This is a genomic window from Aquimarina spinulae, assembly GCF_943373825.1.
Taxonomy (GTDB): Bacteria; Bacteroidota; Bacteroidia; order Flavobacteriales; family Flavobacteriaceae; genus Aquimarina; species Aquimarina spinulae.
Map to the genome: position 1 here is coordinate 3,304,915 of NZ_CALSBP010000002.1, position 23,831 is coordinate 3,328,745.

The following is a 23,831-nucleotide window of genomic DNA, read 5'->3' on the forward strand; positions in this document are numbered from 1 at the left end:
TTGTTATGCGGTCAATCCTCCGTCTATAACAAGAGTATGGCCTGTAATGTAATCGCTAGAAGGAGATGCTAAAAATTTAACAGCATCAGCAACTTCTTTTGATTCTCCCATACGTTTCATAGGAACTATGGTATTTATTTTCTTTTTAGCTAATTCTGGCATGGCATCAACCATTTCTGTTGCAATAAATCCAGGTGCTACAGCATTTATTTGTACGCCAAAAGAGGCAAACTCTCTGGCTAATGTTTTTGTTAATGAGATAATTGCAGCCTTAGAACTAGCATAATTAGCTTGTCCCTGACTTCCTTTTAACCCAGAAACCGATGAAATATTGATGATTTTTCCTCTCCCTCTTCTAATTGCTTTATTTCCAAAAGCTTTAGTCATATTAAAAACGCCATTTAAGTTAGTATTGATAACATCATTCCAATCTTGTGGTTGCATTCTTAAAAATGCTCTATCTTTTGTAATCCCCGCATTATTTACTAACCCATAAATCTCTCCCATATCTTCTTCAATCTCAGGAATTAATTGTTCTATGTCATCATAATTCCTAACATCTAGTTTATAGCATTTAATTCTTGAATCATTGTTTCCTAAAGTGTTTACTATTTTCTCTGCAGAAGTTTGATTATTATTATAAGTAAAGGCCACTTTTGCGCCCGATTTGTAGAACTTTTCAACTATTGCTTTACCAATTCCTTTACTGCCACCTGTTATTAGAAATAATTTGTCTGTTAAGTCGTTTTTCATGCTTTAATTTGAGTTTTAATAATGTTTGGTTAATTGGCGAAACAATAGGTTGATCCTAGGTCATTTCTTTATAAATTTATCTGCGCTTTCTAATTATACAAGTTCTTTTAACTTAGCTTGGCATGCATAAAACCTTGACACATTGCAGATTCATATCCAGCTCCTGAAGCCCATGTTCCAACGAACTTTAATCCTCTTACTGGGGATTTGGATAAGAACCGCATGTTGTCGTTTGGCGAAATTTTATACCCGAAAGCCGAACCTTCTGGAGAATTTGTATATTTTTTGTTCGTTTTTGGCGTAGAACTTTCCTTATAAAGAATATGTCCTTCTAATTTTGGGAAGTATTGGTAAGCACGTCGAATAATACGCTCCTGAATACGCTCTTTTTTTGACAAATATGCTTGTTCTTCTAGTTCGAACCAGTCACTCTTATAATCTAGGACAATGAGTTGGATGGTTCTTCCACACTCAGGATCCATCTTATGGTAATTGGTAACACTTAAACTTAATTTATCGTAACGTTCGTCTGATTCTTTTTCTTCTGGAGTTAATATGTCGCCTTTATCACTTACAAGAATGTACTCTTCCTTAGTAAAACCTAATTCTTCTGGGTCTAGATCTGTAATGATGTAAACGCAAAAATGCCCCCATCCAAATTTTAGATTCTGAAGCTTACTTTCGAAAGCTTCTTTTTCAGAAAATTCAGGTAACATTTTCATTACGTTATGTGGAGAACATGTTGCCGTAACGGTTTTGGTAACAAAATGATGTTTTCTGCTATTTACCTGAGTTATTTCACCTTCTTCATTAAGTTCAATTTGATGTACAGTATCTTTAAGAGATACATATCCACCTCTTTCTTTAAACTCTTTTAATAAAAAGTTTGAAAGTGATTGTGCTGTACCTAATACATATCCAGGTTTTGTACAAAAAGCAGCATATAAATAGTGTAAAAAGTAAACAGCGTTGGCCTCATTAGCATGTGTCCCTAAATACATTGATATAGCACTTAAAACTTCTATTAAATGTTCATTCTGAAAGTATGATTGGAAATATTGTTTAACTGTAAGATTTTGAAGCTGTCTGGTTTCTGGAAGTAAATTCCTGTTTAATTGATATTCACCTAGAAGCATTCTTACAAACATATAGTTTTGATAACCAATAGTATTGATGTCATGAAAAAAATGATCAAGACTCTCTTTTTCTTCAGGAAATTGTTCATTGAGATATATCTTAATGCCTTTGATGTTTCCAGGAATATGGTAATATTGCCCTTTTACATGAATAGAAAACAGCTCATCAAAATACTTGAAATCTAATTTATCCCAAAGATCTATTCTTTCAAATACATCTCTTAGATTAGCATTTTTACCAAGACCTGTTATTTTGTGTTGGCTACAATCGAATCTATATTTTCGCTTGTTACGCACAAAACTGGTAGCATATCCACCGGGATAAATATGCCCTTCTACAATAGCGACATTTTTCTTTTTTTCTAATAAGGTAATACCATATATCAACCCAGTTAAACCAGCACCAATAATAAGTTCGTTGACTTCTTTTGTTTTTACGACTAATTCTTTACTGATCATTCTAATTTCTAATTTATTGGTCTTAGTTTACAGACTATAATTGTTCTGTAATCATATTAGCAATCCTTTTTGGAGTAGTCATCTCTTGTAACCTCTCTTCAGATAATTTTACCTTGAACTTTCTCTCGATCATTACCATGATTTCTAATCCTCTTAATGAATCAACTCCTAATGTATTTGGTAAGTTAACATCCGGAGTAACGTCTGCTATGTCACATTCGGCAATAGGTGCAATAATTTCGGCGATTTCGTCTAATAAATTTTCCATGATTTCAATTTTATATTTAATTTTCATATCCTATCTTCTGATAATGAAGAAACACTTAAGTTTTGTTTCTTATACCTTAATAGGTAACTGATTAATAATTAGATGACATTATCAGAATCACAAGATGATAGAAGTAATAATGCTAAGAGTTTTTACTAAAAATCTCGTGATATATGTAGTATATGATTTGATTTAAGTTGTAAACTTATTTCTTTTTCAAAATACTTCTTCCCCCTGTTTACAGTGAAATGACGTTTGATGCATATTGATTAAAAGATTAATAATTGATTTCATCGGTGATTAATAGTAAATGGATTTGACAAAAGAGCATGTGCAGAAATGCACTAGTAAAGAAAATATTAGAAAGCACAAAAGATATAAGTAAGAGTTTTGTAATATATATTCTACGTTTTGAATTTGATTTAAGCTTAGAATTTATGCGAAAAAGTATAGAAAATGAACATTTAATAACACTATAGAATGTTGAAGTTGAGTATGATCTTCGGATAAAAAGCTCGATACTAGTCACGACTTTAATACTATTTTGTCTATAAACCTCTATACATACAATATGTATAGAGGTTTTCTTTGTTAGAGATTATAGTACCAGCTTTTTATACAAATTGAGTATAGTTTATTGATTTTCAGAATAATAAAATGCTATATGTAGATTCTGCTCTACTAGTTCTTCTAATTTGACAGTATATTTTTTACTTGATACCAGTAAAATTTTTAAAAAAACAGGATAGAATATTTTTATTTATAATCATTCTTAATAGATTTGCGGCGCATATATTATGTTTATTTAGAATAAATAAACATAATTTTCTAAATCTATCAATTATAATAAATGAAAAATAAATTACTTATCATTTTAGCATTGCTATTATCAACCTCTTTTTCTTTTTCACAAAATGGAAGTATAAAAGGTACAACTGTAGATAACACTCAAGCTGTGGTATCAGGAGTTAATATTATCATTAAAAACTCAACTCAAGGAGTACAATCTGATGAAAATGGAGCTTTTGAAATCACAAACGTTGCAGACGGGGATCATATTCTTGTTGTATCCTATTTAGGATTTAAGACAAAAGAAATTCCTTTTACTATATCTAATAATGAAACCAAACAATTTGATGCCATTATCCTATACGAAGGAAATGAAATTTTAGCCGAAGTTATAATAGAAGGAGAGCGAAGAAATAAATTTTCAAGAAAAAAAACAGCCTATGTAGCTAAACTACCTTTAAAAGACTTAGAAAATACTCAAGTTTATAGCACAGTCACCACAGATTTGTTGAAATCACAGGTGGTAACAAACTTTGAAGATGCATTAAAAAATGCAGTTGGTGTTGAAAAATTATGGTCTTCTACAGGACGAGGCGGAGACGGAGCCGGATATTATTCTTTACGAGGGTTTTCGGTACAACCTCAATTGGTTAATGGAATACCAGGTCTTACAAACGGAACTATTAATGCAGCGAACATTGAAAGAATTGAAGTGGTAAAAGGCCCTTCTGCGACACTATTTGGTAGTGCCGTAACTTCATACGGAGGACTTATAAATGTTGTTACAAAAAAACCATATATAGGTTTTGGAGGCGAACTTTCTTTTACATCTGGAACCTATGGTTTTAATCAAGTAAGTGGAGATATTAATACCCCATTGGATAAAAACAATAACATTTATTTTAGATTGAACACATCTTATGCTACAGAACAGAGTTTTCAAGATGCGGGTTTTAGAAAATCTTTTTTTGTAGCTCCATCACTATCGTATCGTGTTAATAATAAATTATCCTTTTCGTTTTATGGAGAAATTTCACAGGCAGAACAGACTAATCCTATGTTTTTGTTTTTGAATAGAAGTGCACCTACTCAAGCGAATAACTTAGATGAATTAGGATACAATTATAAATTGTCATTTACTAGTAATGAATTGACCTTAGAAAACCCTACGCAAAATTATCGTGTAGAAATGGATTATAAGCTTTCTGATACTTGGCAATCACAAACCGTATTGTCAAAAAGTTCAACATCTACAAAAGGATATTATTCTTATTTGTTTGATTTTGGAGTTTTGGGGAATGACACTTTTTCTCGTTTTATTAGTAAACAAAACTCTAATACTCAGACCACAGATATTCAACAAAACTTTATAGGAGATTTTAAATTGGGATCAATTAGAAATAGAGTTGTTTTGGGTATCGATTATTTTAACTCAACACAAACCAATAATAGTAGCGGCTTTGCTTTTTATGGAAATATAACTCCTGAGGGAGGTTCTAATGGAGATAATCCTTTTACACCAGATGTAGAGACTGATATATTTACACTATCAACGGCTAGTGTAGATGCTGCTCTAGAATCCCAAGGTATATCTAATGTAAAATCTAAATCACATATTTACAGTGCTTATATTTCTGATGTTGTTAATATTCTTCCATCTTTATCGGCAATGGTAGGTTTACGATTAGACGTATTCGATAATGAAGGCGATCTTGCAAACTTTGAAGATGATTATGACCAAACAGCTTTTTCTCCAAAATTTGGTGTTTTATATCAACCTATAATGGATAAATTATCTGTATTTGCTAATTATCAAAACGGATTCACTAATGTAGAACCTGCTTTAGTAGGAGATCCGAATGCTGGCCCACAGACGTTACGAACTTTTGATCCAGAGCAGGCTAATCAATTAGAATTTGGTGTTAAGACTAATTTATTTAATAATAGATTAAATGCTACAGTAAGTTATTATGATATTAAGGTAAAAGATCGTGTTATTACAGATCCAGCTTCACCTTTCAATAAAATACAAGGAGGAGAAGTAGAAAGCAGTGGTTTTGAAATTGAAGTAAACGCTAGCCCTATTGACGGTCTTAATATTAGAGCAGGCTTTAGCAATAATGATAGTGAAACCACAAAATCTGATAATGCAGAAATATTAAATCGTAGGCCATTAGAAGCTGGCCCTGAAACACTTTATAACTTTTGGACGAGTTATGAATTTCAAAATGGTAAACTAGATGGTTTTGGATTGGGATTAGGCTTCAATGGTGCGAGTGAACGTTTTGCAATCAACTATGTATCTACCGGAGAGTTTATTCTTCCGAGTTATACTGTTGCTAATGCTTCTATTTTTTATCAAGCTAAAAAATATAGAATTAGCCTAAAATTGAATAATGCATTTAATAAAGAATATTACAAAGGTTGGTCAACTATAACGCCCCAAACCCCAAGAGCTATATATGCGAATTTAATATATAAGTTTTAAAATAATCTAATAGAAAACCACTCTAAATAAAATATTTAGAGTGGTTTGGTTTATAAAAATAGAATGATAACAGTTAGTATATTATTAATTTTTTTTGGAAGTTTTTTATTATACCATACCTCAGAAAAGGTATTAATAAGCTATGATTTACCTGCTGAAAAATGGGTCCAATTAAACAGAGTCATTTCAAAGGTGATAGCGGTTGTATTTTTATTGGCTTCATTGATTATTATCGTTGTTTCTTTTGGAAGAACATCAGGGATTTTATTTTGGCTTTTTTTGATGATGATAATTTTAGGATTAATTATCATTATAGCTCCATTAAAAAAAGTAACGTACAAACAGATTTCAGTTTTATTTTTAGTGCTATTAATACTTGAATTAATATTATAAATTATGCCAGCAAACCCCAAATATTTAGATAAATCTCCCTGGCAACAATTTGCTAAAATTTCTGCAGGAATTTTAGGAGGTTATATCATTTCTGCATTATTACATATGTGTTTACCGCTTTGGTTGCCTAATCCACAAGAAATTTTAATTACCTCAATATTTACTTTGTTTATCGTATGGTGTGCGCTTTTAATTGTTCCTTTTTTATTTAAAAATGGATGGAAAGCCTGGTTGCTATATATATTAATAGCCATAGTATTGTTTGGGATATATTATTTAGGAAATCAAAATAACCCTTTTGTATAATGAGTAAGAGAAATCATAATATATTCTTTAATACACATACTGTAAGTGGTATAATAATTAGTGTCGCTTTATACATCATATTTTTTGCAGGAGCATTTGCTTTATTTAAAGAAGAAATTGCAATATGGGAAGAAGGAAAATCCATAGGTCATGTTGAAAGAAGTGATATTGATTATGATAGAATATTAAAAACGCTGGATGATCAATATGAATTAATCGGTAGAGATTTACAACTTAACTTAGGAGAAGATCGTGACCATATTTATGTTTTTATGGGAGCGAGTAAAGACTCATTGGCATCAGAAAAAGGAAAACAGTCTAATTATTTCTATGTTGATATTAATTCTATCGATACCAAAACGTATCCGGAGCAATACAGCTTAGGAGAGTTTTTATACCGATTACATTTTTTTGCACAACTACCCTCAATCGGTATATATCTAGCTGGTTTTGTAGCATTATTTTTCTTATTTGCTATCGTTACCGGGGTTATTGTTCATTGGAAAAAAATCATTCCTAATTTTTATACGTTCAATCCAAAATCAGTTTTAAAACGTGTTTGGGTAGACGCTCACACTGCTCTTGGAGTAATAGGATTACCCTTTCAATTCATTTTTGCTGTTACCGGTGCCTATTTTTGCTTAAGTATTTTGGTATTACTTCCCGCTAATACCTTATATAATAATCAGACCAAACTGATGGAGGATTTACGTCCCGAACGAAAAACGTACGAGTGGACTGCTAGAGCAGAAAAAGAAATCCCCAGTTTTAATGCCTTTTCGAAAAAAACGAGAAATGATCAGACCGATTTTCACCTAACAAGAGGTATTATAAAAAACTATGGTGGCACCAATATGAAATATGTTTTAATTGGTGAATATGAAGATAATAAACGTTTTATTGGTACGGGTCGCACTGTTCTTGATGTCTTCTCAGGAAAAATAGAAGAACAGAAAGACCCCGATAAAACAGTTTACTCTGAAGATGTTCAACGTACTATAAGTCGATTACATTTTGGAGATTATGGCGGAATCCCAATGAAAATTATTTATTTCATTTTAGCAATGATAACGTGTTTTGTTATCATTACGGGAGTTTTAATTTGGATCGAAGCTCGTAATAAAAAGAGCATGACAATTAGCCAAAGATTATATACTGCTAGAGTAGGTCATATTTACTTAGCTATTTGTTTGTCAATGCTTCCTGTGACTGCACTGGCATTTTTATTTGTCAAATTTTCGAATGGCTATTTCGAAGATAAACAAACCGCGATCTATTACTTTTATTTTATTCTATGGTTGATCACTATTTTCTTTTTTCGATTTAAGAGAGATAATTATGCAACCAATAAATATAGTTTATTACTTGGAGCTATTTTTGGGTTTCTAATCCCGATTAGTAACGGAATTATATCAGGAAATTGGATATGGAATACGTTTAATCAACATCAATTTGAAATTGTATTGGTTGATGTTCTGTGGATTATAATTGCTTCAATTTCACTTGTTTTTTACTTTAAGATACAACCACAAGTAAAGGCACAAAGTTCCTTTGATAAAAACCAGATAGATTATAAAAATGTTTCAGCTTTAAAAGCCGAAGAAATTAGAAAAGCTAAAGCAAAACAAAATAATAAGATAGAAGCTAGTAAATTAGAAATAAAAGACGAAAATCATAATTCGATAACCATGAGAACAAAAATTATCATATTGTGGATATTTATTATCCTTGGATTTATATTTCATCACATTTATGGATTAGCTAATGTGTTTTTTAAAGAATCAGTTTTTATTGAAGGTTCAACCGGAGAAACACCTTTTTGGGCACATCAGTGGCGTATTTTAATGGAAGGATTGGCCTTCTTATTTGCAGTAATGACTGTGCAAGTATCTAAAAAATGGTTTCGATGGATTTCATTTATTTGGGCAATTATTGTAGCCTTATTTAATGTATATCATGTTATTGAAGCGATCATGCATGAAGCAGCTAATTATTCTGAAATTTTTATATTACTCTTAATGGCAGTTGCGAGTATCTTTCTGGTTATAAATTTGAATAAGTGGAAAAATATTCAAATACCATAAAATGGTTTCTCAATTTGCAGAAATAGCAAATGTAGGTGATCAACAATAAAAAAACCTGGGATTTTTCCAGGTTTTTTTATTGCCGAATTCCTGAATGTAATATCGCCCAAACAGGAGTATACTCAGAGCTTGAAGAATTTGTAATTTGTTTTAAGTCATTCCCGCCAATTTTGATAGTAAATAAATCGAAATTATCGTTTGTTATATTAGTGAAAACTATAGTTGAACTGTCGGGAGACCAGGATGATTTAAATCTCCAATACATATTACGATCCTTATAATAGTTATAACTATTGTATTTACTTTGTAGTGTATTGGTTAGATTAATTTGATTTGCACCAGTAGTATCCATTCTGTAAAGGTCTAAATACCCATTTCTATCCGAAAAAAAAGCAATATACTTCCCGTCGGGAGATACCGAAGGCGCAAAATCATTTCCAGAAGTATTGTTAGTCAAATTTGTAACTTTTTTACTTTTTAAAGTAATACTGTAGATATCGTTCGATCCATTTTTATCACTATAGAAAATTATACACTCACCATTTACCGACCACACAGGAATTCTATTTTCTTTTCCCATATTGTTGGTAAGTATTGTTTCGTTTTTTCCGTTTTTATCGGCTATAAAAATATGAGTGTCTCTTCCTACGTTTTTTTCATAAACAATCATATCTCCTTTTGGAGAAAATACACCATTGGTGTAGTAGTTTGCCGAATGACTGATTTTTTTTGTAGAGGTAATAGTGAGATCATGGATGGCCAATTTCCAACCACCATAACGATAGGTGTTAAAAAGAATTGTTTTTCCATCTGGTGAAATATCGGGGTTATATTCTCCCATCCCAGATGAATAAGGAATAACTACTTTTTCACTAGAATCGTTTGGATCTATACTTAATATAGACCACCCTCTATCATTGTTTAGTTTTCTGGCAAAAAGAATTTTGGATTGCGAATATCCTCCAATCGCTATTAAACAGAAAAGAACGGTTGTTTTAAGTAAATTCATTGATTTTAATTCTCTATTCTTTAGTTAACAAGTTATCTAACTCTTCAATATAGGTATCAATTATTTTATACTGTACATCTATATTCAAACTCTTTAATTTCTTAACTATATTTTGTTTTATCTGCAGTGCATTTTTATCTTTTTTAGTGTAAAACAATCGTATCGGGATTTTTAGTTTAGTCAATAGATCGTACTCTTTGTTATTATAATGCTTCCAATAATTACTAGATAATAGAGTAAGAGAGGCTGGGGGAGATTCTAAGGCAGTGATATATGTTTGCGCAGGAATACAACCATCTTTATATCCAATAAAATGAATCTTTTGATGTTTTACTTTATAGTTTTTCTTTACGAATTTTAAAAAGTCGTTGAAACCATGATGAATTGGATGACTTATCCAATCTGGTTGGCCAATAGGAACTTTTGGTACAATAAGTATAAAATCATAATTTTTGTGATTTACCCATAGGTTATTCACCGACCAAATCGCTTGATCTTTTTTAGCATCAACAGCGGCAAATGCTACCGCTGTATTATATGCTTTGTTACTATCATAACCTTTGGGAAGTAACACTGTATATTCGAATGTAATACTGTTAAATGCTTTATATCTTTTAAATCCCTTGGTCTGTGCAGATAAAAAACTTGTATTTACAAAAAGTGCTACTATGAATATTAAAAATGCTTTCATTTTATGTTTTTAAGGGTGTCTAAATCTTACATCACAACAAAATTATAGAAGATGTACTTTTAAAAAAACCAATTTGTGACAGACGGTTGATGATGTGACGGTTGGTTAATTTAGATCATTTTTTTATGCTGTATAATGCAAGTTGTCACAAAGTTAACGGTCTGTCACAATCTTCTTTCTAAGGGTATACTTCTGTAATAATTTTACATCCATAAATAAATTATAAAATCATATTTAAAATGTTAAACGGTAAATCTATCAACATGAAAACATTAAAAATTAATCTATGGTTTGTCACTGTTTTACTATTGACAACTCATAGTTACGCGCAGGCTGTGGTAACTACTCCTAAGCGAAGTCCAAGAGCCGAGTTTAGTCAAACTTTTGGTATAACAAAAGTTACTATTGAGTATGGAGCACCAAAAGTAAAAGTAGCAAGAGGAGACAGAACGGGTAAAGTTTGGGGTCAACTAGTACCTTTTGGATTGCAAAAAATAAATTTTGCTGGTAAAGGAGAAATCCCATGGAGAGCGGGAGCTGATGAGAACACTACTATTACTTTTAGCACGGATGTTAAAGTAGAAGGTAAAGATTTAAAAACAGGAACGTATGGTTTGCATATGATCATTAAGGATGAGAAAAATGCTACAGTGATCTTTTCTAAAAACACGAGTTCATGGGGGAGTTTTTGGTATACTCCGAATGAAGATGTTTTACGAGTAGATGTAGTAATAAGGGACAATGCATTTCATGATGTACTAAATTATAGTGCAACCAAATTAGATACCAAACAAGCCGAATTTTCTCTAAGTTGGGAACATAAACAAATCCCCTTTAATGTTAGTGCGGATACACCAGTATTGGTAACCGACAATCTAAAAGATGAATTGAGAGGACAATTTGGTTTTGGGTGGAAAGGTAAGTTTCAGGGAGCTCAATACCTTACAAGAGTAAATCATGAGCCAGAATTGGCATTACAATGGATAAATGAATCTATTGGAGTGCAGAAAATGTTTCAAAACTTAAGCTTAAAAGCTAATATCCTATTTCAACAAGGAAAAATAAATGAAGCAATGCCTCTTTTGGATGAAGCTGCAGACATAGCAAATAATAATCAATTAAATGGACTAGGGTATTTACTTATGACCAATAAGCAGTTGGATAAAGCCATATCTTATTTTGAATTAAATGTAAAACGAAACCCTAAAGATGCAAATGTATATAACAGTTTAGGTGAGGCATATAAAACTAAAGGCCAAAATAAAGAAGCACTTAAAATGTTTAAAAAATCAAACACATTAAATCCTCCAAAATTTGTAAAAGATAGTAATGATCAATTTATTAAAGAATTACAAGGAAAATAATTAAATACTAAAGAACCTGATTCGTTAGAGGTTGATTGATAACAGGGCTATTTAGAGTAGCCGGCAGAAATAATGTCTTTTTTGATATCATATTCTTTATTAGCATAGCATAATTTAGAATATCCAATCGAGATCTTATCTGCTGGCTTTATAGTATAAGCCCTTACCATTTCATTTGTGGGATTACCAGGGAAATTAAATGTCGCTTTTACAGCTAAATCAATAGTTTGGTCAGCAGTATTTAATAGATATATAGCATCTCCACATTTATTTGCTTCCTTTTCAATTTTTAAAAAAGAAATTGCTTCTTGACCATACAAATCACCATGAGCATCAAAACCACCATTATTATTGTCGTATAATAAATGGTAAATTTCTATATAGGTTAATTCACTAATATTTTTTGAATTAGAATTTACTGAAGCATTTTTTTCATTCTTGCAGCTATGAAATAGTATTAAGAAAGAACATAAAAAAAAGAAAACTTTTAATTTCATAAAGCGGTAATTTCTATTAAACAAATTTTTATAATAATATATAACTACTTTTAAAAGGAATTTCTAATAACAAATGTATAATTTTTAATTTTGACGTTTCGTTTTTTAAATCATAAAAACCTTCCTATATCTATAAAAAAAATAGTTTTAGCCGCATTGGCCGTAAGCCTGTTTTTTATTTTAAAAGCGTATACAAATCATTTGATTAATCAATTCAATTATCCGTTTAGTTGGATATTAATTTCTTTAAAAATAAGTATCACTTACTTGCTTTGGGTAGTTTTGATTCCGCTTGTATATTCTCTGGTAAACATACTACAAGATACTAGTACAACTATTCTATATAAGATTTTAATGTTTACAACGGGTTGTATTGTATTAGCTGTTTTTCATCAAATTTTGAGTTCACGAATAGATGATTTTATAAATTACCTTAATAATGGTTATATGAAATCTTTTTTTGGCCGTAATAGTATAACAGTACTTGTTGTAGGAAGTTTCTCAAGTTTTATAGAATTACTTGTGATTATTGCTTCTTTTTTAGCTTTGGATTATCAAAAAAAATATATACGAAATCAAAAAGAATTAATTGCAGCACAGTTAAATGCATTACGAATGCAATTGCAACCACATTTTTTGTTTAATACCTTACATTCTATAGCTGCGATGATAGATATTGATACTAAAAATGCACAGAAAATGTTAAGTAAACTAGGTGGTTTATTACGTAATGTATTAGAGTATGATGCAGAACAAATGGTAACGGTTGCCGATGAATTAAACTTTATTAAAAATTATTTAGATTTAGAACAAGTTCGTTATCAAGACAGAGTAACCATAGATTATGATATCCCCGATGATGTTCTGGATATAAAAATTCCGAATATGATTTTTCAACCTTTAGTAGAAAATGCTGTAAAATATGGGATAATACCAACTATTGATGATGGAGAAATAATCATTACAATTAAACAAGAACGTTGTAAAACGTTACAAGAAAATGCTTTGGTTTTGCAAATTACAAATACATATAATTCTAAAAGTACTATAGAGAAGCCAATAGGCACGGGAGTAGGATTAGTGAATATTAGAAAAAGATTGCAGCAATTTTATCAAAATCGTTTTGTGTTTACGTCATATTTTCAAACTAAAGAATTATATGTGGCAAGGATCACAGTACCAATTATTACATAGTTATGAGACTACGATACATGATTATAGATGATGAATATCTAGCCAGGCAGCGTTTAATTAAGTTGCTAGAAAATTTTAAAGATATTTTACTGGTTGGAGAGTGTAGAAATGGAAATGAAGCGATAGAAAAAATTACATTAAAAGAACCCGATTTAATCTTTTTAGATATACAAATGCCAGATATGAATGGGTTCAATGTTATTTCTCGATTGCAACATAAGCCTTATGTGATATTTACTACAGCATATGATACTTATGCATTAAAGGCTTTCGAGATAAATGCCGTTGATTACCTTTTAAAACCGTTTGATGAAGAACGACTGCATATTACTTTAGACCGAGTTTTTGAGCTTAAAAAAAGAAAAAAAGCATCAAACTTAGAAGATAAGATTAAAAAACTAATCAGTAATTATGAGTCTAAACCTTCTGATTTTTTAAATGAGATTATAATCAATGAAAAAGGCAGAGATGTAGGTATTAGTATAGATGATATCATCTATTTTAAAAGTGATGGTAATTATGTGCAAATTATTACACAAGATAAAACGTATCTGTACAGAATAACGATGAATGCTTTGTTTGATAACCTGGATACATTTCAGTTTTTAAGAATTCATCGCTCTTTAATAGTAAATAAAGTATATATAAAGTCTTGTAGATATACTAGTAATAATGAATATCAATTAAGACTAAAAAACAATAAAGAACTTATTTCTTCAAGATCATACAAGTCTTCAATTTCTGATTACTTATCGACTTTAGAAACATAATTTTTTCTCTGTTAATAACATTTTTAATAACTCATTTTTATTAATTTAAAAGGAGGAGTTTCTATTCTTATTTTTATAAAAGATAAAAAGGTCTTTTAATAGTGTAATAATGAATTTTTATGATTTTCATATAGTCCTTCAGGAAGTACCAGGGGAAATAAGTATATGTTTTAGTATTTCTGGATGTCCGTTAAGATGTAAAGGATGTCATTCGCCTTTTTTATGGAAAAAGGGGAGTGGAGAAAAATTAACCAAAAAAAAATATGAAGGTATACTCGACCGGTATTCTGGATTTGCCACCTGTGTTGTTTTTATGGGAGGAGAATGGCACAAAAAGGAATTGATAAATTATCTGAAATATGCTAAAACCAAAGGATATGAAACCTGTCTTTATACAGGATTAGAAGAAGTAGATGATAAGATTTTAACTCAATTAACCTGGATTAAAACAGGAAGATGGAATCAATCTCTAGGAGGACTAAATAGCGAAACCACCAATCAAGAATTTATAGAAGTAAAAACCAATAAGCGACTTAATTACTTATTTATTAAAAATTAAAAACTCATGATACGACTTTCAGATGATCAAATAGCAAATAAAATTGATTTTATAACCCATTATTTAGATTCTACAAATGCGGCAGACGGTTCCAAAGTAGATGCTAATGCCAATGTGACTTCAAAAAACATTGCAACGATGGAGGCAGAGTTAAATAAAGACATTAATATACAAGTAAACAGAGCATTGGTAAAACAAAAAATAGCTGCTCTGTTTGGCAATGATCTGGCCGAAGAATACACCAGGCAGATAGAATCACATGAAATATATGTACACGATGAGACTTCATTAAAACCATATTGTGTCTCTATAAGTATGTACCCATTTTTATTAGACGGACTCACAAAATTAGGGGGCGAAAGTAAGGCTCCAAAACATCTTGAGAGTTATTGTGGTGAGTTTGTTAATCTTGTCTTTGCAGTAAGTTCGCAGTTTGCCGGAGCATTAGCTACCGTAGAGTTCTTGATGTATTTTGATTATTTTGCCGTTAAAGATCTTGGAGAAGATTATTTACAGACCCATGAAAAACGTATTGCAAATCATTTACAACATGTAGTTTATGCGGTTAATCAACCCGCTGCCGCAAGGGGTTATCAATCCGTATTCTGGAATATTTCTCTATACGATGAAGCCTATTTTAATAGTATGTTTGGAGATTTTGTATTTCCCGATATGACCAAACCAAAATGGGAAAGCGTAAAAAAATTACAAGAATTCTTCATGAAATGGTTTAATAAGGAACGAAAAAGAGCTGTACTTACTTTTCCTGTAGTTACTGCCGCAATGCTAGTAAAAAATGATGCTCCCGTCGATAGAGAATTTACCGAAATGTGTGCACAAGAATTAAGTGAAGGAAATTCTTTTTTTATTTACCAATCCGAAAATGCAGATAGCTTAGCATCTTGTTGTCGTTTACGAAATGAAATTAGTGATAATACGTTTAGTTATTCTTTAGGTGCTGGAGGAGTAGCGACAGGGTCTATAAATGTAATCACTCTTAATATGAATCGGTTGATTCAAAAAAAGGCTGATATTGTAGAAGAAGTACAAAAGATTCATAAATATCAGGTTGCCTACAGAAAACTTATAGACGAATATAATGAAGCAGGATTATTACCTGTTTATCAAGCAGGCTTTATAGCATTAGACAAACAATTTTTAACAGTAGGGATTAATGGTATGGTAGAAGCTGCCGAGAGCCAGGGAATCGAAGCAAGCAATAACACTACATATAAGAATTTTGTGAACACCTATTTAAAAGCAATTTATCAAGAAAATAGAGCAGCAAAAGAAAAATATGGATTCATGTTTAACACAGAATTTGTTCCTGCAGAAAATCTGGGGATAAAAAATGCAAAATGGGATAAGGAAGATGGATTATTTGTGCCCAGAGATTGCTATAACTCATATTTCTATGCAGTCGAAGATAATAAAGTAAATTCTCTGGATAAAATAATGTTACACGGTAAAGAGATTATACAATATTTGGATGGTGGTTCTGCACTTCATCTTAACCTCGAAGAGACTCCTAACAAAGACGGATTTATAAAACTAATTCATGCAACAGCAGCTGCAGGATGTAACTATTTCTGTTTTAATATAAGAATTACAATATGCAATGAATGCTCACATATAGATAAGCGCACTTTATTTGTATGCAATGACTGTGGTTCTCACAATGTAGATCATGCCACTCGGGTAATAGGATATTTAAAACGAGTATCTAATTTTAGTTCTGATCGACAGAGTGAACATCAATTAAGACATTATCATACGCAACATGCGAAACCTAATTTAGTAAATAAAAGAATTGAAGTTTTGACAGAAAAACAACCAGAATATGAAATTGATCGACATGCTTAAAACATAGAAGTTATTAAAACATGATAATTGTCATATTTAGTTCTGATTCCATTCGTGATTTTTGACAGATATATGTATTAGGTTTAATACTATTATTGGTAGCATGATGCTATAGTTCCAATACATATGAATTAACCAATACAAAACTTAATTCGTTATAATGAAACTACATTCATTTCACATTCCTGTAATGGGAATAGGCTTTACCATTGATACTCCATTAAAAGTTTCTCACCTGGGAATAGATTCTGTGATTTCATTGGTAGATGATATTCTTCTAGAAAAACTAAGAAAGATGTATTGTGATACGTTCGAAATGCCATATAATGAAATCACAGAAAGTATAGAAGATTTTAGAGCTAAGAGAATTACTTCTTATCTTAATTTGATGAATGATCTTGCAGAAAGAAAGTTTAATCAACTTAAAAATATTACAACAGAGTGTAGTAATGAATTGAAGCAATATTTCAATATTTTACCAGATACTTCAATACTAAAACAACGATTTAAAGGGCTAGCATCTAATGATTTCAATTTTAAAGGAATCAAGGATTTAATAGAAGCCAATTTATCGATGGGCAGTATTGATGTAAATATCATGACCAAAGTAGATAAAGAAAATTATCAAAAAAAAGAGAAACTATCTTCTAAATATAATGATGCTCATGCAGCACTTAGAGGATATGCTAATAGCGAATTATCTTCATCCGTAATACTTTCTGCTGGGATGAACCCCAGGCTATATAGTTATATGGAAGAGTTTGAGGATTTTTACCCAAACCAGAACGGAGAAATTAAAAAGAAGATAGTTTTAAAAGTAAGTGATTATAGATCCGCTCTGATACAAGGAAAATTTTTAGCCAAAAAAGGATTATGGGTTTCAGAATATAGAATTGAATCCGGACTTAATTGCGGAGGTCATGCATTTGCAACAGATGGATATCTTATGGGGCCAATATTAGCTCAGTTTAGAGATCAGAAAGAAGAATTGATCTCTGAAATACATAAAATTATAGCAGAAGTATTATCTCGTAAAAACCGACATGTTCCGCAATCTCCTCTACCTGTTAAAATCACTGCCCAGGGTGGGGTGGGTACAGCAGAAGAACATCAGTTTTTATTAGAACATTACAAGGTAGATTCAGTAGGTTGGGGAACCCCGTTTCTTTTAGTGCCAGAAGCAACAACAGTCGATAATAGTACATTAGATAAATTAGTAAAAGCCAAAGAAGATGATTTATATCTAAGTGATATCTCTCCTTTGGGAATACCATTTAATAGCCTAAAAGGAAATACAAAAGATCAGGAAAAGCTAACTTTAGTAGAAAAAAACAGGCCTGGTAGCTCATGTCCTAAAAAATTTGTTGCTCTAAATAAAGAATTTACAGAAAAAGGGATATGTACAGCATCACGACAATATCAGCATATAAAAATCAAAGAGCTGGATAAAAAAGGTCTTTCTCAGGAAGATTATCAAAGAGAATTTGATCAAATCACAGAAAAATCATGTACTTGTGTTGGCTTGGGAACTTCTGCATTACTGAAATATAATTTAGATACCAAAGTTGAGGGAGAAGGAGTTTCGATATGTCCTGGGCCAAATATGGCTTATTTCTCTAAGGTTATGAGTTTAAAAGAAATAACAAGTCATATTTATGGAGAATCTGATGAGGTTGTGCGAGCAGATCGACCTAACATGTTCATAAAAGAACTTAATATTTATATTGATTTTTTAAAGGATAAGCTTGAAGAAACGAAGCATTCTATAAATGATAAACAGAAAAAATATTTGTCGGTATTTGTCAAAAATCTAAAAGAAGGAGTTTCTTATTATGAAAATATTTTCGGAAATATAAAAATAGCTTTTGAAAATTCTAAATCTCAAATTTTAAATGATTTGGATAATAGCAAAACGACTTTAAACCAAATAAACTCAGAAATTGATGATTTGTAAATAAAATTCAAATAAAACTGTTATTTCAGGTCAAATCCTTTTAAAGAAATTACGGTTCCTTCTACTTCAATTTCTTCAACAAGTTTAGAAATCGTTTTATCTCTAAATTCATTTAATATTTTTTTCTTAAATGGAGATACAGTAGAATGTACAGGACATGGATTTTTATCGCTGCATTTTGATAGCCCTAAAAAACATTTATCAAATTTATGAGTACCATCGATGCAACAGATAACATCCCAAACTGATTTCTCTTTATTTTTTTTATCCAGAAAAAAACCACCCCCAGGACCTTTAGTAGAGGAAACCAGCTTATTAGAGGTTAATTGCCTTAATAATTTGGCTAAAAAAGGTTGAGGTGTCTCTAATTCTTCAGCAATTTTTTTTACTCCTATTTTATGAGTTTCATCAGAATGTATGGCTAGATAAAGTATTGCCCTTATAGCATATTTACAAGCGTTAGATAGCATAATAGCTTTTTTTTAGATCAAATATAATAAAAAAGATCGTTTTGTCTTTTTTGTGACTTTTATCATATTTTTCTTACTGTAATAGGGACTATATTTGCCACATGAAAAGTACGGTAATTCTATTCGTTGCTCTCCTGATGCTTATCAAGCCTCTTTGGCCTGTAGGAGAGTATATCATGAATTATGATTACATCGTAAAAAACCTCTGTATAAATAAAGACAGACCTAGATTAAAGTGTGATGGTAAATGCTATTTAAAAAAACAATTAGCCAAAGAATCCGACTCAGAGAATAATCCATTCAAAGACAAAAAATCTAAGAATGAGATTCAACATATTGTTTTTTTTCAACTATTACTTGATTTTGATTTAAAAAATGAACCAGAAAACACAGTTGAGAACAATTATAAAACTACACAAGAAATAATTTCCAAATTACTTATTACAGATATTTCTCCACCTCCAGAGTTTGGATAATTCAATATGAACTTATTTGAACTTTTTGTTTTTAAGCGAAAATTTAAGATTTTTTGCCATAATGAATCCTTTTTAGAGAAGCATAGACATAGCTACGTTACGAAAAAAAGTCAAAATTAGGGTAAATAAGAAAAATTTGCAGCAAAAAATAAAAGCTTAAATGAGTTCTATCAGTGTATTTGTTTTGAAGGTATGATATACCTCAAATACATGTGCATAAACTTATTTATATGTTGAATTATTTATAAAATATATTCTAATGAAAACTAGTATTGGTGTGACCTCTTTGTATAGGGTTTTGAGGGCACCGTTTAAAAGGGTAAATATGCTATGGTATATCCTGCTTTTTCAAATTACCCCCTGTTGGGTTAATGCCCAGGAAGAAATCCTAAACAAAGAGCCAGATACTATTATGCCGATCAATCTGGAAGAAGTGATTTTGATATCTGCCAGAAAAGAATTGGATTATCAAAAACAACCCAAACCATTATCGTCGTTAGATGAATACCTGGAGCTTTCACAAAAAGTGGGTATGATAAAACGAGGAGCCTATGCTTGGGAACCTGCGCTAAATAATATGACATCAGAAAGACTTTCTGTTACTATTGATGGGATGCGAATCTTTGGTGCGTGTACAGATAAAATGGACCCTATTACCTCTTATGTAGATGTCTCCAACCTTGCTAAAGCCCATGTTGCATCGGGACAACAAGGGTCAGAATACGGAAACTGTATAGGAGGCGCAATAGATCTGGAATTAGATAAAAGCAATTTTAGAGAAACAGGATTCAAAGCAAGTTTAGAAGATGGATTCGAAACCAATAACCAATTAGTGGTTCTGGGGGCAGAAGCCAATTATTCAAATTCTGATTTTTATGTAGATGGAGATATCATTTATCGCAAAGCGGAAAACTATACCGCAGGAAATGGAGAAGAAATCAATTTTTCTCAATATACAAAGTATAATGTTTCTGTAAACGGAGGATATAAGATTGATAAAAACAAGGCACTTACAGCAACTGCTATTTATGATGAAGCACGAGATGTAGGTTATCCTGCATTACCCATGGATGTTTCTTTGGCACGTGCAATTATTGCATCTATAGGTTTCGAACAAAATACTATAGGTGTATTTAGCGATTGGAAGTCGAAAGTGTACTTTAATAAAGTTACTCATGTGATGGATGATTCTCAAAGACCAGATGTACCTATTCGAATGGATATGCCGGGATGGAGTGATACATATGGGTTTTTCTCTGAAGTGAATTTGAAAACCAAAAAACAGCACTTTTTGATGAAATGGGACGGATTTTACAATAAATCTCTTGCAGAAATGACAATGTACCCCAATAATCCCAATGAGAACCCTATGTTTATGCTTACTTGGCCTGATGTACGAACTTGGAATACAGGTTTATATGCTGAAGATAAGATCAGTTTTAAAAAAAGTTCTTTGAAGCTATCTGCGAGATTAGCTGTGCAAAACAATAATGTAGCTGATGATTTTGGACTTAACAGTCTCAGAATCTTTTATCCAGAGATGGAAGAATCCAAAACACGTTTTCTTAAAAGTGCTTCGCTGCAATATCATAAACATTTAGAGCCTATTCATATCAATGCTGGACTGTCTTATGGAGAACGAGCACCATCAGTATCAGAAGGATATGGATTTTATCTTTTTAACAGTTTTGATAATCACGATTATATTGGTGACCCTAACTTAAAAAATGAACAATCTATAGAGGCTAATGCTAAAATTTCGTTAGAAAAATCCAAATTAAAAATTGCTCTGGAAGGAAATATTTTTCGAATGCCTAATTACATTATTGGTGAGGTAAATGAATCGCTTAGTACTATGACAATTGGTGCTGATGGAGTAAAAATATATGAAAATCTAGAGTATGCTGATTTGATTAATGTGTCTTTGAGTACAGAATACAAAATCATCCCAGAACTTACCTGGTCTGCTTCGGTATCCTACCATCAGGGGAAAGATGATACCAATCGTAATTTACCTTTTATAAGTCCTATATCGTATCGATCCGGGATTCAGTATAATAAAAGGAGTTTTTCAGGAGAAGTGACCATGAAAGGTGCTGGAGATCAAACAAATTTTAATCCTGAATTTGGCGAAGATAAAACATCGGCCTATATCATTTTTTCTCTAACTCTGGGAAAAACCTTTTACCTAAATAACGATGTGGTATATGCCAAGGCAGGTGTAGAAAATATTTTTGATGAATACTATTCAACGTATACAGATTGGAAAAATGTTCCTCGAATGGGGCGTAATTTCTTCATCACATTTTCATACAAAATCAATTAAAAAAACATAATTAAAAATAAACAAATGAAAACCATAAAATTAATTTTTACAGTAATCATACTTTCAACCATTTTTGTCTCATGTAGTTCTGATGATGACGAAATGATAGTAAATCCTATGGAAGGATTTAACCTGGTAACTTCTTTTGATGCTAACAATCATTCTATAGAATTGTATTCTAAGAAGAACGATTTTAGTATTGGATATAATGAGGTGTATATACGTATTAAAGATATGGCAACAAAAAACTATGTCTCTCAATCCGAAATTTCTTGGATGCCTATGATGCATATGACACAAATGGAGCACTCTTGCCCAAAATCTACCTTGACTGTTACCGAAGACAAGACGGTTTCTAAAGGGTTCTTGGTTTTTCAAATGCCAGGCAATGCAGATGAATACTGGGATCTTACCATTACCTATAAAATTAATGGAGAAGAATTCACGACAAAGAAAACCATAGATGTAATATCACCGGCAGATGGTAAACAAAAAGTAAATACATTCATGGGTAGTGATGGTACCCGCTATATTTTGACTATGACCGGGCCGGTAGATCCAAAAGTTGCAGTAAATGATTTTAGTGCGATGCTTTTTAAAATGGAAAATATGATGACTTTTCCTGTAGTAGAAAACTATAAAATTACGGTAGATCCTCGAATGCCTAGTATGGGTAATCATAGCTCGCCAAATAATGAAGATTTGAGCTATGATGGCACATCAAAAATGTACAATGGAAAATTATCACTAACCATGACAGGGTATTGGAAAATTAACTTGAAATTATTAAACGAATCTCAAGAAGTACTAAAAGGAGAAGACGTTACTACGGATAACCTTGAAAGCAGTTTATTTTTTGAAATTGAGTTTTAAACCTCTCTTTTTTTGATGAAAGGCCACTCGAAAGAGAGGCCTTTTTTATGATGTATAAATGAGCTGTAAGATGAAATAACACAAAAAAGACTTTTTTGTCTTTAATTATGACTTTTGTCATAGTATTCATATTCAAAGACCTCTATTTTTCGCGATGTAATGAATACTATAGTAAAAGTGGAGTTAAAAGAAAAAATAAGAAAAGTAAAGAAAGATAAAAATGCTGTAATCCTTGCGCATTATTACCAACGACCAGAAATACAGGAAGTTGCTGATTATGTTGGAGATAGTTTGGGATTATCTCAAAAAGCAGCAGAAATTGATGCAGATATTATTGTTTTTGCAGGTGTGCACTTTATGGCAGAAACTGCAAAAATTCTTAATCCAACAAAAAAAGTGGTTTTACCAGATTTAACTGCCGGGTGCTCTTTGGCTGATTCATGCCCCCCAGATGCATTTGGTTCTTTTGTAGCATCACACCCTGATCATATTGTGATTACCTATATCAATTGTTCGGCAGAAATTAAAGCAATGAGCGATTTGGTTTGTACCTCTTCTAATGCACTTAAAATTGTAGAATCGATACCAAAGGATACCCCTATTATTTTTGCCCCAGATAAGAATCTGGGTAAATACATCATAAAACAAACCAGTAGAGATATGTTGCTTTGGGACGGTAGTTGTATAGTACACGAAGCATTCTGTATTGATAAATTATTGGATTTGTATCAAGACAATCCGGGGTCGGTAATTATAGCTCATCCAGAATCTGAAGAGCATATTTTGAAAACCGCAAAGTATATAGGTTCTACTGCCGGAATGATAAACTATGTAAAAGAACATCCAAAAGAGAAATTTATAGTAGCTACAGAGGCAGGTATTTTACATGAAATGAAAAAGGAAGTACCAGATACAATCTTGATTCCTGCTCCTGCCGAAGAAGATAATACGTGTGCTTGTAGTGAGTGTAGTTATATGAAGGTAAACACACTTCAGAAATTATATGATTGCCTACTTAATGAAACCCCCGAAATAAATGTAGCCGAAAATGTAAGGCAAAAAGCATTAACTCCAATTGTTCGAATGTTAGAACTTTCCAAATAAAAGGA

At 31.5% G+C, this 23,831-nt stretch carries 21 protein-coding genes; 14 read left to right on the forward strand and 7 right to left on the reverse strand.

Annotated features, from left to right (window positions below; translation table 11 throughout):
• Positions 1–3 precede the first annotated feature (3 nt).
• The 3 genes from fabG to NNH57_RS19725 all read right to left on the reverse strand — a co-directional run bounded on the left by fabG (position 4) and on the right by NNH57_RS19725 (position 2,616).
• Positions 4–753 carry a 3-oxoacyl-ACP reductase FabG gene (gene fabG, locus NNH57_RS19715; protein WP_108807987.1) on the reverse strand — a complete coding sequence of 250 codons (750 nt, stop codon included), beginning with the start codon at positions 751–753 and terminating at the stop codon, positions 4–6.
• A gap of 107 nt (positions 754–860) precedes the next feature.
• Complete coding sequence (locus NNH57_RS19720; RefSeq protein ID WP_108807986.1) at positions 861–2,348, reverse strand: phytoene desaturase family protein; 1,488 nt, start codon at positions 2,346–2,348, stop codon at positions 861–863.
• 34 nt (positions 2,349–2,382) lie between these two features.
• Positions 2,383–2,616: an acyl carrier protein gene (locus NNH57_RS19725; RefSeq protein ID WP_159099229.1), complete on the reverse strand. Its 234-nt coding sequence runs from the start codon at positions 2,614–2,616 to the stop codon at positions 2,383–2,385.
• An 850-nt stretch (positions 2,617–3,466) separates the two neighbouring features.
• Between NNH57_RS19725 and NNH57_RS19730 the strand changes: the two genes are divergently transcribed.
• From NNH57_RS19730 to NNH57_RS19745, 4 genes are all read left to right on the forward strand, one after another.
• Positions 3,467–5,893, forward strand: a complete 2,427-nt coding sequence (locus NNH57_RS19730; protein WP_108807985.1) for a TonB-dependent receptor — start codon at positions 3,467–3,469, stop codon at positions 5,891–5,893.
• Between the two features lie 63 nt (positions 5,894–5,956).
• Positions 5,957–6,286, forward strand: a complete 330-nt coding sequence (locus NNH57_RS19735; RefSeq protein ID WP_132065773.1) for a hypothetical protein — start codon at positions 5,957–5,959, stop codon at positions 6,284–6,286.
• Positions 6,287–6,289: 3 nt separating this feature from the next.
• A complete protein-coding gene (locus tag NNH57_RS19740; RefSeq protein WP_024772239.1) occupies positions 6,290–6,592 on the forward strand; it encodes a hypothetical protein in 303 nt (100 codons plus the stop codon).
• The gene (locus tag NNH57_RS19745; protein ID WP_108807984.1) at positions 6,592–8,676 is read left to right on the forward strand and encodes a PepSY-associated TM helix domain-containing protein; all 2,085 of its coding nucleotides are present in this window, start codon (positions 6,592–6,594) and stop codon (positions 8,674–8,676) included. The genes NNH57_RS19740 and NNH57_RS19745 overlap by 1 nt, the downstream gene beginning before the upstream one ends.
• Positions 8,677–8,752: 76 nt before the next feature.
• On the opposite strand, the gene NNH57_RS19750 is transcribed toward NNH57_RS19745, so the two are convergent.
• Entirely contained in the window at positions 8,753–9,685 is a 933-nt protein-coding gene (locus NNH57_RS19750; RefSeq protein ID WP_074409460.1) for a TolB family protein, read from the reverse strand.
• Positions 9,686–9,698: 13 nt separating this feature from the next.
• Complete coding sequence (locus NNH57_RS19755) at positions 9,699–10,376, reverse strand: hypothetical protein (RefSeq protein WP_074409461.1); 678 nt, start codon at positions 10,374–10,376, stop codon at positions 9,699–9,701.
• 263 nt (positions 10,377–10,639) lie between these two features.
• On the opposite strand from NNH57_RS19755, the gene NNH57_RS19760 reads away from it, so the two are divergent.
• Positions 10,640–11,740, forward strand: coding sequence for a DUF2911 domain-containing protein (locus NNH57_RS19760; RefSeq protein WP_159099228.1), 1,101 nt, complete (start codon positions 10,640–10,642; stop codon positions 11,738–11,740).
• A gap of 47 nt (positions 11,741–11,787) precedes the next feature.
• Here NNH57_RS19760 and NNH57_RS19765 read toward each other — a convergent pair whose 3' ends face one another.
• Positions 11,788–12,237, reverse strand: a complete 450-nt coding sequence (locus NNH57_RS19765; RefSeq protein WP_108807983.1) for a hypothetical protein — start codon at positions 12,235–12,237, stop codon at positions 11,788–11,790.
• Between the two features lie 90 nt (positions 12,238–12,327).
• Between NNH57_RS19765 and NNH57_RS19770 the strand changes: the two genes are divergently transcribed.
• The 5 genes from NNH57_RS19770 to NNH57_RS19790 all read left to right on the forward strand — a co-directional run bounded on the left by NNH57_RS19770 (position 12,328) and on the right by NNH57_RS19790 (position 18,577).
• On the forward strand, positions 12,328–13,431 hold the full coding sequence (locus tag NNH57_RS19770; protein ID WP_108807982.1) for a sensor histidine kinase: 1,104 nt from the start codon (positions 12,328–12,330) through the stop codon (positions 13,429–13,431).
• Between the two features lie 2 nt (positions 13,432–13,433).
• A complete protein-coding gene (locus NNH57_RS19775) occupies positions 13,434–14,201 on the forward strand; it encodes a LytR/AlgR family response regulator transcription factor (RefSeq protein ID WP_074409465.1) in 768 nt (255 codons plus the stop codon).
• 109 nt (positions 14,202–14,310) lie between these two features.
• The gene (nrdG, locus tag NNH57_RS19780) at positions 14,311–14,760 is read left to right on the forward strand and encodes an anaerobic ribonucleoside-triphosphate reductase activating protein (RefSeq protein ID WP_108807981.1); all 450 of its coding nucleotides are present in this window, start codon (positions 14,311–14,313) and stop codon (positions 14,758–14,760) included.
• 6 nt (positions 14,761–14,766) lie between these two features.
• Positions 14,767–16,623, forward strand: coding sequence for an anaerobic ribonucleoside-triphosphate reductase (nrdD, locus tag NNH57_RS19785; protein WP_074409467.1), 1,857 nt, complete (start codon positions 14,767–14,769; stop codon positions 16,621–16,623).
• A gap of 160 nt (positions 16,624–16,783) precedes the next feature.
• Positions 16,784–18,577, forward strand: coding sequence for a hypothetical protein (locus NNH57_RS19790; protein ID WP_074409468.1), 1,794 nt, complete (start codon positions 16,784–16,786; stop codon positions 18,575–18,577).
• Between the two features lie 20 nt (positions 18,578–18,597).
• Here the strand turns inward: NNH57_RS19790 and NNH57_RS19795 are convergent, their stop codons facing one another.
• Positions 18,598–19,047 (reverse strand): RrF2 family transcriptional regulator, encoded by a 450-nt coding sequence (locus NNH57_RS19795; protein WP_024772234.1) that lies wholly within the window; start codon positions 19,045–19,047, stop codon positions 18,598–18,600.
• Positions 19,048–19,148: 101 nt separating this feature from the next.
• Here NNH57_RS19795 and NNH57_RS19800 point away from each other — a divergent pair, with 101 nt between their 5' ends.
• The 4 genes from NNH57_RS19800 to nadA all read left to right on the forward strand — a co-directional run bounded on the left by NNH57_RS19800 (position 19,149) and on the right by nadA (position 23,826).
• Positions 19,149–19,523 carry a hypothetical protein gene (locus NNH57_RS19800; RefSeq protein WP_082994981.1) on the forward strand — a complete coding sequence of 125 codons (375 nt, stop codon included), beginning with the start codon at positions 19,149–19,151 and terminating at the stop codon, positions 19,521–19,523.
• A gap of 259 nt (positions 19,524–19,782) precedes the next feature.
• Positions 19,783–21,849, forward strand: a complete 2,067-nt coding sequence (locus NNH57_RS19805) for a TonB-copper family protein (RefSeq protein WP_132065771.1) — start codon at positions 19,783–19,785, stop codon at positions 21,847–21,849.
• Positions 21,850–21,873: 24 nt separating this feature from the next.
• Positions 21,874–22,722, forward strand: coding sequence for a hypothetical protein (locus NNH57_RS19810; RefSeq protein ID WP_108807980.1), 849 nt, complete (start codon positions 21,874–21,876; stop codon positions 22,720–22,722).
• Positions 22,723–22,881: 159 nt separating this feature from the next.
• Entirely contained in the window at positions 22,882–23,826 is a 945-nt protein-coding gene (nadA, locus tag NNH57_RS19815; protein WP_074409471.1) for a quinolinate synthase NadA, read from the forward strand.
• The last annotated feature ends 5 nt before the right edge of the window (positions 23,827–23,831 follow it).